Here is a 13,691-nt window from a genome sequence, read left to right as displayed (position 1 = left end):
TTAATACTCTAAAAGGTGGTAAGATTATGAACAAAATAGATTTACATATGCACTCTATATACAGTATTGATGGAGAGTATACTCCAAAACAATTGGTGAAAATGTGCGCTCAAAAATCAGTAAAGGTAATGGCACTCACGGATCATAATTCTATAAAGGGTGTAGCAGAAGCTAAAGAATATGCAGAGGAGTCTGGAATTCATTGCATTCCTGCTATTGAGTTAGACTGTACCTTCGAAAGTGCAACTTTACATGTACTAGGTTATGGTATTAATACAGAATTTGAAGATTTTAATCAAATTGAACAGGATATACTCAAACAAGAACAAGTGGCGTCCATAAAGAGGATTGAACTCGTCAAAAAACTAGGTATTGTATTTGATACAAATGAAGCCATAAAGCTATCTAAAGACGGCTATATTTCTGGCGAGATGATAGCTGAAGTGGCTTTAAAGCACGAAGAAAATAGAAATCACCTTTTGATGACTCCTTACTATGAGGGAGGAGACAGATGTGATAATCCTTATGTAAATTTCTATTGGGATATTTGTTCACAAGGCAAAGCAGCTTATGTGCCTGTAGAATATATTACTCTAAAGAAGGCTATAGAGACTATTAAGGCAGCAGGGGGAGTTTCGGTTTTAGCACATCCAGGAAATAATGTAAGAGAAGATAAAGAATTTTTGGAAAGAATCATAAAGGAAGGCATTGATGGCATAGAAGTATATAGCAGCTATCATACTCCCAATCAAATGGCATTTTACAAAGAACAGGTAGAAAAATATTCTTTATTACAAACTGTAGGTAGCGATTTTCATGGAAAGACGAAGCCAGCAATAGAAATCGATTCTGTTCAATGTAATAGTCAAGGAGAAAAAATATATCATTCATTAATGGAAAAGATAAACTCAATTTAATAGATCTATAGAAAATCATTGTAGCCAATGAAAACACTTTGGAAAATATAATATTAAGAATTATATTTTTCAAAGTGTTTTCGAATATTTGCAATAAATTTGCGATTTTATGATGGAAATAAGTACTTTTTATAAAATATAGTAATTTAACTACAAAATTTCTCTTTACGTTGTAGTAAAACTACTGTATAATAGGATTAACAAAAATTAATCAAAATATTTTAATGATAAACGCTTTAAATAGTTTTACTAAGAGAGGAGATGATACGTTTATTAAATATTTCTTTCCAAATAAAGCAATAATAAATAATCGAAAGGAGTGAACTTATGAACTACGTAGTACTCGTTAGTCATGGAATTTTTGCACAAGGAGTTCATAGTGTTTTGGACATGTTGGTAGGTTCAAATAGAAACGATATATTAAGTATTAGTCTTAAGGATGGAATGTCAGGGGACGACTTTTATAACGAATTTGACAAAGTAATCTCAATGTTAACAGAAGAAGATAAAGTCTTACTTCTGGGAGATATTATTGGAGGATCACCACTAACAAATGCTATTAACTGCCTTCATGAAAGAAAATTACTAGATAACACTGTCGTATTTGGTGGTATTAATGTTCCTTTGGCATTGAACGCAGCTTTGTTTAAAGATACTGTTTCTTCTATTGAAGAATTAAAAGAGCAATTAATTTCAGAAGCTACAGGCTCACTAAAGATTGTTACATTTGAAGATGAGAATGATGATGATGACATATAAGGAGATGATTTAAAATGGCGATTAGTTTCTTGAGAATAGATGATAGGATGATTCACGGACAAACTTGTATAGGTTGGTCAATGCAGTATCCTTGTGATGGACTAGTATTAATTAATGATAACGTTGCCACGACGCCTATCTTAAAAAAGGCTTTTAAAAGTGCAACGAGTAAAAAAACCTTCATATGGACTTATGAGGATTGGAAGAAAAAGTGCGACCAAGTAGTAGCAAGTAAGGACAACTATTTTGTAATTACAAAAGAACCTATTCTAATGTCTGAAATTTTAGTGGATGATCAATTTGATCCAGACGGATTAAGACATATTGTAGTTGGCCCATGTAATGAGCGACCAGGCTCTAAAAATATAGGTGGAAATCAATGTCTTCTTCAAAACGAAGCAGATGCAGTAGAGAAAATGTATCAAGCTGGCTATACTATTGAATTTGCTTTATTGAAAGATCAATCCAATGGAACATGGGAAAAATTTAGGGATAAATTTGGGTATACCAAATAAGGGGGAAATGATCAATGGAAATTAATATTTTTCAAGCAATACTACTAGGCTTCTTTGCTAGCTTATCAAGTATGCCTGGGATGGGTGGTACCACAATAGGTAACTATACATTAGGGCGTCCTCTTGTTGGGGGTCTTGTATGTGGTATTATCTTAGGAGACATCCAATTAGGTATTATCGTAGGTGCTGCAGTTCAAGTTGTTTATATTGCTCTAATCACGCCAGGTGGGGCAGTAGCTGCAGATACTCGTGCTATCAGTTATATAGGTGTTCCTTTGGCCATGGTAGCTATTTCTAGTCTTGGCATAGATCCAAATTCAGCTCAAGCAATTCAAATGGCAACAGCTTTTGGTGCTGCAGTAGGTACACTTGGAACAGTACTGTATTATGGAACAGTTACATTTAACTTAATTTGGCAACATAAAGCTTTAAAAGCAGTAAACGAATTCAAATTTAACAAATTAAATGTATATGACATGGCGTATCCATGGATTGGACATATCCTAACTAGTTTTATTCCTACTATAGCTATGACTTTATTAGGTGCTAGCATGGTTGAGTTAATTAAAGAAACCCTTCCTATGGATGGTCTAGTAATGAAAACATTGTTTACAGTTGGTAGTTTATTGCCAGCCGTAGGGATTGGCCTTTTATTAAAACAAGTTGCTCAAGGTCTTAGCGATTTATTAGTCTTTTTAGTTGGATTTACTCTCGCCGCAGTAATGGGTGTCAATCTTATCGGAGCCACAATTCTAGGTGGATTTATTGCCTTAATGAACTACAAAATTGAAATGGCTAAAATGACTAAAGGATTCGCAACAGCCGATGGTGGAGTAATGGATTATGATGATGAAGAGGAGGAAATTTAATCATGAGTGACACAAAAGGAATAAAAAAGATTTCTAAAAAAACACTTAATAAATCTTTTTGGTTATGGTTTTATGGTCATCAAGTTTGTTATTCTCTTGAATTGATGCAAACTCTTGGTTACATGACAGCTATGAATCCTGTTATAGATGAGTTATATGATACAAATGAAGAGAAAAGAGATGCTCTAAATACATATTCAACTTTCTTTAATACTGAGCCACAACTTGGAACCGTCGTCGTTGGTATTACAGCTGGTTTAGAAGAAGCGCGAGCTAATGGTGAAAATGTTGATGATGAAATGATTGCCGGAATTCGTTCTGGACTAATGGGTCCTATTGCAGGTATTGGTGACTCTCTAATCGTTGGAACATTAATTCCAATTCTACTAGGTATTGGATTAGGTCTTTCTACTGGTGGTTCTCCATTAGGTGCGATTTTCTATATTGTCGTATGGAATTTAATTGCTATATTAGGAATGAAATTCCTTTACTTTAAGGGATATGAACTTGGTGGTAAAGCGGTTGAAGTCATTGTAGGTGAGAAAGCTAAGGCTATAAGAGAATCTATTGTAATGGTTGGAACAGTAGTTATCGGTGCAGTATCAGCTTCATGGGTTAATGTTACAACGGCCCTCAAGATGACTAATCCTGAAGGCGAAGTTATTATCGATCTTCAAAACACCCTAGATGGTATTTTTCCAAAATTACTGACTGTGTTAACTGTTTTATTCTGTTGGTGGTTGATGGCTAAGAAGAAAATGGGACCAACAAAGGTAATGGGTTTGTTAGTAGTCATTGCTTTTATAGGTGTATTACTTGGTATCTTTGATCCAGGTCTAACATATTAAAAAGTAATGTATTTGAAATCTCCTGATTTTATGATGTATAGAGCGTTTAGAAGACATTTTATATCATAGCAGGAGATTTCTTTTATTATTTTAGAGTTAGAAAGGAGTCGTTATGGATATCAAGCAAGAAATAGCTAACGAGTATTTACGGTTTTTAAAGGCAAAGAAAAACATGTTTTTTATAGGAATACTATGCGCCTTATGTTTTGTTGTATTTTATATCAGTCACCGATATGAACTAAGATTAATATCTTCAATATTTTTGATTTTAAGCATTTTATTATTTATTACCTTTATAATTTACCGTATTGTTCAGAGTCGAATGAAAAAAAATGCTCTTAAATTAATAGAAGAGTATGAAAAAAGATAAACTTTATTACATAAAAGAGGTGAATAAAGTGAAAATAAAAAATCCAAAGTTATGGCATAAGATGCCTGGTGGTATTATAGAGGGCGAAAACGTCCTATACAGTAGAAAATATCTAAAGGATGTAGAAAATCTCTACAAAAGCAAAGAAATCTCAAATGAGGGTAAGAATACCCTCATGTATGAGGTTTACTCCTATAGTGAAGGTGATGAAACGCAATATGGAAATTTGTTTTGGGGACTTACGATACTTCATCCTGTGTATATTGAAAAGGAATGTAATATGACGAAGGGTCATTTTCATGAGAATCGAAATTGTGTTGAATATTATTTTGGCTTAGAGGGAGAGGGCTTGCTCCTTTTAATGGATGAAATGGGGCAAATGTCGGCAGAAAAGGTATTGCCTGGTTCTCTTCACTATATTGCTGGAAACTTTGCTCATAGGCTAGTGAATATAGGAGAAATTCCACTTAAAATTGGAGCATGCTGGCCTACTACTGCTGGACATGATTATAGAGCAGTTGAGGAAATGCCATTTCCATATAGAATTTACAAAAATAATGGAAAAATAGAGCTTGTAGAGAGATAGAAGTATATTTCTGAATCAATAAAAAAATCACAAGAGGTGAAAGATAATGAATAAAATGACATCTAAGGAGAGAGTTTTAAAAGCACTAAATCATGAAGCTGTTGATCGAGTGCCTATTGACTTAGGGGGAATGGCTTGCAGTATTCATGATGAGGCTTATTTTAAACTAAAAGAGTATTTACATATTAAAGGTGATATTGAACCCATTAGAAAGGGATCTACTTGCAATTACTATGATGAAAGAATCTTAGATTTATTGAGTATAGATATTAGACGAGTATTCGCGAAATCAACTGGAGAATACCCAAAGTATTATGAAGATGGCTCATTTGTCAATGAATGGGGACTAGTCCAAAAGCCAGGAAAATTTGGTATGGAAATGGTTAAGCATCCGTTAGAAAACGCTGAAATTGCCGATTTAGACACTTTTAATTGGCCTAAGGCGAAAGATATTATTGATGTTTCAAATATGAAACAAAGAGCAAAAGAAATATACGAAAAAGGTGAACATGCTCTTTCTATGCGTGCACCGTTAAATGGTATTTTTGAAATAGCCTGTTGGTTGAGAGGAACAGAGACTTTTTTATGTGATATGCTGTTAGAAGAAGAGTTCGCACATAAATTGCTAGATAAAATTTTAGAGGTGCAGATAGACTTTTATGAATTAATGTTGGATGAAGTAGGACCATATGTTGATATTGTGGAGACGGGAGACGATTATGGAAGTCAAAACGACCTTTTAATATCACCAGATTGTTTGAGAGATTTTATCTTAAACAGGCGTAAAATATTAAATCAAAAGATTAAATTAAAAGCTCCAAATTGTAAAATATTCTTGCATTGTTGTGGTGCTATTATGAAGTGTATACCTGATTTAATAGCATGTGGCGTAGGTGTTTTAAATCCAGTGCAGACAAATGCAAAAGGAATGGATCCAAAGGAGTTAAAGACTAAATATGGTGATAAATTATGTTTTCATGGAGGTATAGACTCTCAGAAAAGCTTATGTGGAGATATTTCGGATATTAGAGAAGAAGTAGAAAAAATGTTGACTATTATGAATACAAATGGGGGTTACATACTAACTAGTTGTAATCATATTCAAAATGATGTTTCACCTGAAAATATCATTGAAATGTTTCATTTTGCAAAAAAGTTTAGTAGTCAGCAATAAAATTAATATAGTTGTAGAATTTATTGAAGAAGGATCAAGGAAAAGCAAGGTAGACGATTTTCTTTATGGGATCAAGTAAGAATCGGGAGCAGGCAGAGAGTAATGGGTTGATACAGATATATAGAATAAGTATTCCTGCACCTTCATTGTCTGCTCCTTATCATATTCATTTTGGGTGTTTTATTTATACTTTTCTTCTAATGTACTCATCCAAGCTCCTAGGAGCAAGCCTAGAATGAACAAGATAAAACTATAAATCCCTGTTTGTAATGTAAATCCAGTATAATTTGCTACTGGTGGAAGGATGATTAATAGGGTAGAGGCTATGACGATTCCGATAATAAAGTGGTACATTCGTGAATGAAAATTATGTAGTATCCATTCTATGAATTTTGACAGCAAGATTATGACGAGAATCCCTCCAATGGCAATAGGCAGGAATACGCCTACAAGATCAAAGTTCTTAAATCCATTTAACATAGAATCATACAAACCTAAGACCAGCAAGAGATTAGATGGGCTCAGCCCTGGAACGAGTACACCTAGTGCAATCAAGCCACCTGCAATAATAAATCCAAAGAAATTAGGTGGAATGGTTCCTAAGATATTGTCCATAAAATACAAGAACAAAAACCCTACAATTAAAGAGCCAAATAACCATATGCGGTCAACAGTGTCTCGCCTCTTATATTTAACGGATTCTTTCATTAAAGAAGGTAGCGTTCCAATAATAGCTCCTGCAAACCCCCATAGAACAATAACCTGATAATTTTCTAATAGCCATTCTAATGGTTTTGATAATAGGCCAATTCCTACAATCCCACCAATTCCAACGGGGAGAAAAAACAAGAAATTCTCCTTAAAATCTTTCGTTAAATGAGCCATAAAGCTTAATAATTTCTCGTAAATTCCTAAAATTGCTGCTAAAACCCCTCCTGAAACACCAGGAAGAATAAATCCCAAAGCAATGATAACGCCCTTTAAAAAACGTGACAATACCCCTTCTTCTATTCTTTTTTTCATTTTGATCTCCTTAAATCTATTTTTGGCACTTCTTTTCTTAGCGAATAATCTAATTTTACATTATATTTCTAATCTGGTCTAGTTATTCATTGGTAGGTGGTAAGGTAGTAAATATTTTGTTAACATGGTGACCGTTAAGTAAAAAACTAAAATCTTAGGGTGGGAGTTTTTTTCTCACCTATGGTGAAGGAAACACTAGGATGCGAGATTTTGTATTGAAGTAAAAGAAGCTAGATATTTACCTTCTTTATTGTGTTTCTAAATAAAATAGAGCATACTATATAATATAGTATACGAGGAGTTGAGCATATGAATATAAAATTAAACTTTAATAAGAAATCCTCAAAGATTGATCTTGGTGTGAAACAGGCTAGAGAAGAGGATGGTAGCTATCTTATTGACGTTCGGTCTTCTAAGGAATATAAGGAAGGCCATATTAAAGGAAGTATAAATTTACCCCTTGAGGATATAGAAGATATCGACGTAATAGTGGATGATCCAGAGAGTAAGATTTATCTTTATTGTCGCAGCGGCAAGCGGAGTAGCCAAGGAGCTACCATTCTTCGTTCTTTAGGTTACGAAAATGTAATAAATATTGGTGGCATACTGGATTGGTCAGGAGAAATGGAACTTTAAGTTCAAGTACTACTTTAAATACTAGCTAAGCCCTGTAATATCAACAAATTTAAGCTAGTGTTTTAGATTAATGAGTGTGGTATATAGTGCTAAATAGGATGCTTTTAATGTAATCTCACTTTCACCTAAAGTAACGATGCTTCCTCATAGATAATATTAATATTGGATAAGAATAATGACTAATAAATCAAGTAAACACTAGGAGAAGGGAGTTTCATTAGGAAATACTGTGTTTTTTAATTAGATTTATCTTTATTTTTTCCCACTTTTGGTATAAACTTATATAGTTATAATGATAATGTTAATTATATAATTAAAATAGATAAACATAGGAGTTGGTTTAAATGGCTCGAATGGTAGGTACTGTTGTACGTGGAGTACGAGCTCCAATTATTAATAAGGGAGATTCCCTTGTTGAAATCGTAGTGGATAGCATACAAAAGGCATCTGAATGTGAAGGTTTTTCTATACAGGACAGGGATGTAGTCGCCATTACGGAATCTATAGTAGCACGAGCTCAAGGAAATTACGCCACAATAGATCATATTGCCAAAGATATTAAAACAAAATTTAGCGATGATACAATTGGAGTAATCTTTCCAATCTTAAGTAGGAACCGTTTTTCAACTTGTTTACGTGGTATTGCAAAAGGTGCAAAAAAAATAATCTTAATGCTTAGTTATCCAGCTGATGAAGTAGGTAATCACTTAGTTGAAATTGACGCCCTAGATGAGAAAAATATAAATCCGTGGTCAGATGTTCTAACAGAAAAGGAATTTCGCGGTTTTTTTGGCCATGAAAAACATTATTTTACAGGAGTAGATTATATTGATTACTATAAGTCTATCATTGAAGGATATGGTATAGATTGTGAAATCATTTTCTCTAATAATCCTAAGAGCATATTAAGCTACACCAAAAGCGTACTTACATGTGATATTCATACTCGTTTTAGAACAAAGAGAGTCTTAACACAGGCTGGTGCCCAAAAAGTTTATGGTTTAGATGATATATTATCTTGCTCTATTGATGGTAGTGGATACAATGAAGAATATGGTCTTTTAGGTTCCAATATGGCTACAGATGATTCTGTAAAACTTTTCCCAAGAAACTGTCAACCACTAGTTGAAGAAATACAGGCTATGTTTAAAGAAAAGACTGGAAAAAACGTAGAGGTAATGGTATACGGAGATGGTGCTTTTAAAGATCCAGTAGGTAGAATATGGGAGCTAGCTGACCCAGTAGTGTCTCCAGCCTATACATCTGGGCTAGAGGGAGTACCAAACGAGATAAAATTAAAATACCTTGCTGATAATGATTTTGCACATTTAAGTGGAGACGAACTAAAAGCTGCGATATCTGATTATATTAAGAATAAAGAATCTGATTTAGTGGGTTCTATGGCCTCTCAAGGAACTACTCCAAGAAAAATCACAGATCTATTAGGATCTCTTTCAGATTTAACTTCAGGTAGTGGAGACAAAGGAACACCTTTAGTTTACATTCAAGGTTATTTTGACAACTTTACAGAAGAATAAATTCTTTAAATATAAAATAATAAAATATTTACGCCAATTACTTCGTTGTAATTGGCGTGTTTTTTATTTTAAGCCGAAAGATGAAAGCTGATTTTTATATTTTTCTAGTCTCTTTTTCTAGCCAAGCGGCCTCATCAGGATTTAAATGAGGAGATAGTTTAGAAAACACTTCTCTATGGTAATCATTGATCCATTCTATTTCAAAATCTGTCAGCAAATTCATGTCTATCCCATCTAAATCAATAGGACAGTAGGTAATTGGCTCAAACTTTAAGAACGCACCATATTCTGTCTCTTCATCTTCTACAACAATCATCATGTTTTCCGTTCGAATTCCATACTTTCCTTCATTGTAAATACCGGGCTCATTCGTTAGGATCATACCTTTTTCAAGGATGATTTTATTTGGTGTCTTGCTTAAACTTTGTGGTCCTTCATGAACATTAAGGAAGAAACCTACTCCGTGTCCTGTTCCACATTTATAATCTAAGCCTACCTCCCAAATGGGTCCCCTAGCTAGAACATCTAAATTTGAACCAGTTGCACCATGAAGAAATTTTGCTGAGCTTAAGGCAATATGGCCTTTTAATACTAAGGTAAAATCTCTTTTTTCTTCTTTCGTGAGCAGTCCTAAAACAATTGTTCTCGTAATATCTGTAGTTCCGTTGTAATATTGTCCACCTGAATCTACTAAGAAAAAGCCCTCGTTTTTCAGCGTATATTGAGTATCTTCTTTGGCAGAGTAGTGCATCATAGCCGCATGGTCTTTATATCCAGCAATTGTGTCAAAGCTTGGGCTGACAAAGAATTCTTGCTCAGCGCGGAAGCTCTCTAATTTTTCTGAAGCAGATATTTCCGTGATTACTTCACTTTCTACAGAGGATTTGAGCCATTTGATGAATTTTACCATAGCCACGCCATCATTAATTTCACAAGTTCTTAAATTGCTTAGCTCAGTATTGTTCTTAATAGCTTTAAGTTTTGTGGTGATATTGAGGCTTTCGATTTTTGTTGTATGGTTTGGTATATCATAATATAAGACAGAACTAGTTTTTAATGGATCTAACAGCACTGCATCATTTGGAGTTAGTTTATGTAAAAAATTATGAATATGATTGTATTCTAAACACAATACCTGGTCTTTTTCTAGCTCCTTCTCAACATCTGCTGAAACCTTTGAAAGATTGATAAATAAAGTACACTTATTCTCTTCTACTACAACATAGGAGATAACCACGGGATTGTTTGGTACATCAGAACCTCTAATGTTTAGAAGCCAAGCGATATCATCTAATGAAGACAATAAGTAATAATTAGCCTTCTTTTCTTTCATTTTTTTTCTTACTTGATCAAGTTTTTGGACTCTTGACTGGCCAGCAAACTTTATATCATGAGTAAAAATAAGGTCATCAGGTAAACTAGGGCGATTTTTCCACAATGTATCAATTAAATCGATATCTATCTTTAAAGAAATATTTTTTAAGCTTAAAATCTTCTCCATATTTTTCATTGTGTTTATAGAAAGAACTTTGCCATCAAAGCCTATCACACTGCCTTCTTTCAGAGTATCTCTCAACCACTCTGTATAAGAAGGAACACCAGGATCAACCATTCGAAATAAACGTATGCCTGAATCTAAAAGCTGATTTGCAGCTTGTGTATAATATCTACCATCCGTCCACAAGCCTGCATCGTCTAAAGTGATTACGACTGTACCTGCAGAGCCAGTAAATCCAGAAAGCCATTGTCTTGCTTTGAAATAATCTGCTACATATTCACTTTGATGTGCATCATAGCTTGGAACGATATAAGCATCTATACTATTTTCTTTCATAGATCGTCGTAATGTTTCAATCCAATCTTTTACTTTCATCATAAATTCCTCCTATTTTTTATGCTATTTTAAATAGTACCACATTATTAAAATAGTTACTAAATAATCTTATTAAAGCCAAAAATCACTATTGTTTAAGAGGATGATTTAATTGAGTGTATACCTTTAATTAAAATCTTTTGTTTATTTACGAATTCACTTAATGTATAATTATTAAGAATATATTTATTTAAGGGAGGTACATACTATGAAAAGAAAACTTATTTTAGGAATTTCACTACTTTTAATGATTGGATTAATAGTTGGATGCTCTGGTGGTTCGAATGAAGACCAAGGAGGCGCTCAAACTGAAGGAAAGGTATACCAAATTGCAACGGATACTACATTTGCACCTTTTGAATTTCAAAATGATGCAGGAGAATATGTAGGTATTGACATTGATCTTTTAAAAGCAATTGCAGAAGATCAATGTTTTGAATACAAGCTTAACCCACTAGGTTTTAATGCCGCAGTTGCTGCACTAGAATCGAATCAAGCCGATGCAGTAATCGCAGGTATGAGCATAACAGATGAACGTAAGGAAAAATATAATTTTTCAGAGCCATACTTTGATTCAGGTGTAGTAATGGCTGTTAGCAATTCTAATGAAGATATTACATCTTATAAAGACTTAGAAGGCAAGAAAGTTGCAGTAAAAACCGGTACAGAAGGAGCTGGTTTTGCTGAATCTATTAAAGAACAGTACGGTTTTGAATTAACTTATTTTGAAGAATCTTCATTTATGTATGAAGATGTAAAGACAGGAAATACTGTGGCATGTTTTGAAGATTATCCTGTAATGGCATATGGAATTACACAAAATAATGGACTTAAGATCGTAACAGATATGGAAAAAGGCAATTCATATGGATTTGCTGTTCTTAAGGATAAAAATTCTGAACTTTTAGAAATGTTTGATAAAGGTCTCAGCAATTTAATAGAGAGTGGAAAATATCAAGAAATTCTTGATAAGTACATTTCTGCTAAATAATTTGACAAATGAGGATGTATTAATATGAATTTAGGCAAAGTATTTGGTGAAACATATGAATTATTGTTTCAAGGACTTCAAGTTACAATACAAGTAACTGTTTTATCTCTTCTAATCGCATTTGTATTAGGATTGATTACATCATTATTGGGTTTTTCTAAAACGCCACTTAGATGGATCTCTAAAGTGTACGTATGGTTGATTAGAGGAACACCAGTTATGGTACAGGTATTTTACATCTATTTTGCTTTGCCGCAACTTCTCCAATCTTTAGGTTATGATGTAAGGTTAACTTCTTTTATGGCAGGACTTATCACCCTGACTCTTAATGCTGGTGCATATATGTCAGAAATCTTTAGAGGAGCCATTTTGGCTGTTAATTCAGGTCAAATGGAAGCGGCAAGGAGTTTAGGGCTATCGAAAAGTCAGGCTATGAGAAAAGTTATATTGCCACAAGCGATACGCATATGTTTACCATCATTAGTAAACCAGTTTATTATTACATTAAAGGACTCTTCAATAATATCAGTAATTGGACTAGCTGATATTATGTATCAGGCAAAAATTTATGTAGGCAGATCCATGGAATCTTTTGCTACCTATACATGGGTTGCTGTATTTTACTTAGTGATCATTACTATTCTGACTCAAATAGCGAAACAAGTAGAGAAGAAGGTGATGATATGACAGCTCAAATACAAATTAAAAATCTCCATAAATACTTTGAAAAGCTTGAAGTTCTCAAGGGTATAAACCTTGAAGTGCACAAGGGAGAAGTAGTGTGTTTGATTGGACCTAGTGGCTCAGGAAAATCGACTCTTCTAAGATGCATTAACCGTCTTGAAGATCCTACAAGTGGTGAAATTATTGTCGATGATGTAAAGATTACAGATAGTAGCGTTAATATGAATAATGTGAGAAGACATATTGGAATGGTATTTCAACAATTTAATCTTTTCCCGCATTTAACAGTTAAAGAGAATATTACTATGGCTCCCCTTGAACTAAAGCTTAAAACAAAAGCAGAAGCAGATGATAAAGCAGTAGAACTCTTAAAACGAGTTGGATTACTAGAAAAAATTGATGTTATGCCAAGACAGCTTTCAGGAGGACAACAACAGCGTGTTGCCATTGCAAGGGCATTAGCAATGGAACCAGATATTATGCTCTTTGATGAACCTACTTCTGCTCTTGATCCAGAAATGGTTGGAGAGGTATTAGCGGTAATGAAGGAGCTTGCAGCTATGGGAATGACCATGGTTGTCGTAACTCACGAAATGGGTTTTGCTAAAGATGCAGCAGATAGAGTATTGTTTATGGATGAAGGAATCATCATGGAAGAAGCTACACCAGAAGAGATGTTCAGCAATCCTAAAAACCCTCGTACTATAGAATTTTTAGACAAGGTTTTATCAGCAAAATAGAATAATAAAATACTAAAAAGCCAGCGTCTCATGACGTTGGCTTAAACTTTAATTCTCTATATATTTGTTAATTGTTCATTATTCACTGCGACGTAAATCGCATATTTGACCCCAAAGGAATACCTAAATACTAGTGACTAGTGATTAAACACTAAGAATTAAAAAAAG

Annotated in this window: 15 protein-coding genes; 13 read left to right on the top strand and 2 right to left on the bottom strand. The window is 33.8% G+C overall.

The annotated features are described in order from the left end of the window. The first annotated feature begins 26 nt into the window (after positions 1-26). The 8 genes from DES36_RS08780 (at position 27) to DES36_RS08745 (ending at position 6,038) form a co-directional block, all read left to right on the top strand. Positions 27-917 (top strand): PHP domain-containing protein, encoded by an 891-nt coding sequence (locus DES36_RS08780; RefSeq protein WP_113920854.1) that lies wholly within the window; start codon positions 27-29, stop codon positions 915-917. Between the two features lie 327 nt (positions 918-1,244). Beyond that, positions 1,245-1,676 (top strand): PTS sugar transporter subunit IIA, encoded by a 432-nt coding sequence (locus DES36_RS08775; protein ID WP_113920853.1) that lies wholly within the window; start codon positions 1,245-1,247, stop codon positions 1,674-1,676. A 14-nt stretch (positions 1,677-1,690) separates the two neighbouring features. Continuing rightward, on the top strand, positions 1,691-2,191 hold the full coding sequence (locus tag DES36_RS08770) for a PTS sugar transporter subunit IIB (protein ID WP_113920852.1): 501 nt from the start codon (positions 1,691-1,693) through the stop codon (positions 2,189-2,191). Between the two features lie 14 nt (positions 2,192-2,205). After that, on the top strand, positions 2,206-3,060 hold the full coding sequence (locus tag DES36_RS08765) for a PTS mannose/fructose/sorbose/N-acetylgalactosamine transporter subunit IIC (RefSeq protein WP_113920851.1): 855 nt from the start codon (positions 2,206-2,208) through the stop codon (positions 3,058-3,060). Between the two features lie 2 nt (positions 3,061-3,062). Beyond that, a complete protein-coding gene (locus tag DES36_RS08760) occupies positions 3,063-3,908 on the top strand; it encodes a PTS system mannose/fructose/sorbose family transporter subunit IID (RefSeq protein ID WP_113920850.1) in 846 nt (281 codons plus the stop codon). Positions 3,909-4,020: 112 nt separating this feature from the next. Then, the gene (locus tag DES36_RS08755) at positions 4,021-4,278 is read left to right on the top strand and encodes a hypothetical protein (protein WP_113920849.1); all 258 of its coding nucleotides are present in this window, start codon (positions 4,021-4,023) and stop codon (positions 4,276-4,278) included. Further along, positions 4,265-4,864, top strand: coding sequence for a glucose-6-phosphate isomerase family protein (locus DES36_RS08750; protein ID WP_242981740.1), 600 nt, complete (start codon positions 4,265-4,267; stop codon positions 4,862-4,864). Before DES36_RS08755 ends, DES36_RS08750 begins: the two co-directional genes overlap by 14 nt. 46 nt (positions 4,865-4,910) lie before the next feature. Next, positions 4,911-6,038 (top strand): uroporphyrinogen decarboxylase family protein, encoded by a 1,128-nt coding sequence (locus DES36_RS08745; RefSeq protein WP_113920848.1) that lies wholly within the window; start codon positions 4,911-4,913, stop codon positions 6,036-6,038. A 180-nt stretch (positions 6,039-6,218) separates the two neighbouring features. Here DES36_RS08745 and DES36_RS08740 read toward each other — a convergent pair whose 3' ends face one another. Next, entirely contained in the window at positions 6,219-7,061 is an 843-nt protein-coding gene (locus DES36_RS08740; RefSeq protein WP_113920847.1) for a DUF368 domain-containing protein, read from the bottom strand. A 309-nt stretch (positions 7,062-7,370) separates the two neighbouring features. On the opposite strand from DES36_RS08740, the gene DES36_RS08735 reads away from it, so the two are divergent. Then, on the top strand, positions 7,371-7,697 hold the full coding sequence (locus tag DES36_RS08735) for a rhodanese-like domain-containing protein (protein WP_113920846.1): 327 nt from the start codon (positions 7,371-7,373) through the stop codon (positions 7,695-7,697). 344 nt (positions 7,698-8,041) lie between these two features. Beyond that, positions 8,042-9,235, top strand: a complete 1,194-nt coding sequence (locus DES36_RS08730; protein WP_113920845.1) for a coenzyme F420-0:L-glutamate ligase — start codon at positions 8,042-8,044, stop codon at positions 9,233-9,235. A gap of 94 nt (positions 9,236-9,329) precedes the next feature. Here DES36_RS08730 and DES36_RS08725 read toward each other — a convergent pair whose 3' ends face one another. Continuing rightward, positions 9,330-11,108, bottom strand: coding sequence for an aminopeptidase P family protein (locus tag DES36_RS08725; protein WP_113920844.1), 1,779 nt, complete (start codon positions 11,106-11,108; stop codon positions 9,330-9,332). Positions 11,109-11,316: 208 nt separating this feature from the next. On the opposite strand from DES36_RS08725, the gene DES36_RS15050 reads away from it, so the two are divergent. Genes DES36_RS15050 through DES36_RS08715 form a run of 3 tightly spaced genes read left to right on the top strand, consistent with a single transcriptional unit; the run spans position 11,317 to position 13,523 of the window. Further along, on the top strand, positions 11,317-12,099 hold the full coding sequence (locus DES36_RS15050) for a transporter substrate-binding domain-containing protein (protein WP_187387069.1): 783 nt from the start codon (positions 11,317-11,319) through the stop codon (positions 12,097-12,099). Positions 12,100-12,123: 24 nt separating this feature from the next. Then, entirely contained in the window at positions 12,124-12,786 is a 663-nt protein-coding gene (locus DES36_RS15045; protein WP_187387070.1) for an amino acid ABC transporter permease, read from the top strand. Continuing rightward, entirely contained in the window at positions 12,783-13,523 is a 741-nt protein-coding gene (locus DES36_RS08715; RefSeq protein WP_113920843.1) for an amino acid ABC transporter ATP-binding protein, read from the top strand. The genes DES36_RS15045 and DES36_RS08715 overlap by 4 nt, the downstream gene beginning before the upstream one ends. Positions 13,524-13,691 lie beyond the last annotated feature (168 nt).

It is taken from the genome of Alkalibaculum bacchi, from assembly GCF_003317055.1.
In the GTDB taxonomy this organism is placed as follows: domain Bacteria; phylum Bacillota; class Clostridia; order Eubacteriales; family Alkalibacteraceae; genus Alkalibaculum; species Alkalibaculum bacchi.
This window is presented reverse-complemented; position numbering and strand designations above follow the sequence as displayed.

Excerpts from the sequence above, each read along its gene's own strand:
- DES36_RS08780 (WP_113920854.1), top strand. The coding sequence starts at position 27 with ATGAACAAAATAGATTTACATATGCACTCTATATACAGTATTGATGGA.
- DES36_RS08775 (WP_113920853.1), top strand. The coding sequence starts at position 1,245 with ATGAACTACGTAGTACTCGTTAGTCATGGAATTTTTGCACAAGGAGTT.
- DES36_RS08770 (WP_113920852.1), top strand. The coding sequence starts at position 1,691 with ATGGCGATTAGTTTCTTGAGAATAGATGATAGGATGATTCACGGACAA.
- DES36_RS08765 (WP_113920851.1), top strand. The coding sequence starts at position 2,206 with ATGGAAATTAATATTTTTCAAGCAATACTACTAGGCTTCTTTGCTAGC.
- DES36_RS08760 (WP_113920850.1), top strand. The coding sequence starts at position 3,063 with ATGAGTGACACAAAAGGAATAAAAAAGATTTCTAAAAAAACACTTAAT.
- DES36_RS08755 (WP_113920849.1), top strand. The coding sequence starts at position 4,021 with ATGGATATCAAGCAAGAAATAGCTAACGAGTATTTACGGTTTTTAAAG.
- DES36_RS08750 (WP_242981740.1), top strand. The coding sequence starts at position 4,265 with ATGAAAAAAGATAAACTTTATTACATAAAAGAGGTGAATAAAGTGAAA.
- DES36_RS08745 (WP_113920848.1), top strand. The coding sequence starts at position 4,911 with ATGAATAAAATGACATCTAAGGAGAGAGTTTTAAAAGCACTAAATCAT.
- DES36_RS08740 (WP_113920847.1), bottom strand. The coding sequence starts at position 7,061 with ATGAAAAAAAGAATAGAAGAAGGGGTATTGTCACGTTTTTTAAAGGGC.
- DES36_RS08735 (WP_113920846.1), top strand. The coding sequence starts at position 7,371 with ATGAATATAAAATTAAACTTTAATAAGAAATCCTCAAAGATTGATCTT.
- DES36_RS08730 (WP_113920845.1), top strand. The coding sequence starts at position 8,042 with ATGGCTCGAATGGTAGGTACTGTTGTACGTGGAGTACGAGCTCCAATT.
- DES36_RS08725 (WP_113920844.1), bottom strand. The coding sequence starts at position 11,108 with ATGAAAGTAAAAGATTGGATTGAAACATTACGACGATCTATGAAAGAA.
- DES36_RS15050 (WP_187387069.1), top strand. The coding sequence starts at position 11,317 with ATGAAAAGAAAACTTATTTTAGGAATTTCACTACTTTTAATGATTGGA.
- DES36_RS15045 (WP_187387070.1), top strand. The coding sequence starts at position 12,124 with ATGAATTTAGGCAAAGTATTTGGTGAAACATATGAATTATTGTTTCAA.
- DES36_RS08715 (WP_113920843.1), top strand. The coding sequence starts at position 12,783 with ATGACAGCTCAAATACAAATTAAAAATCTCCATAAATACTTTGAAAAG.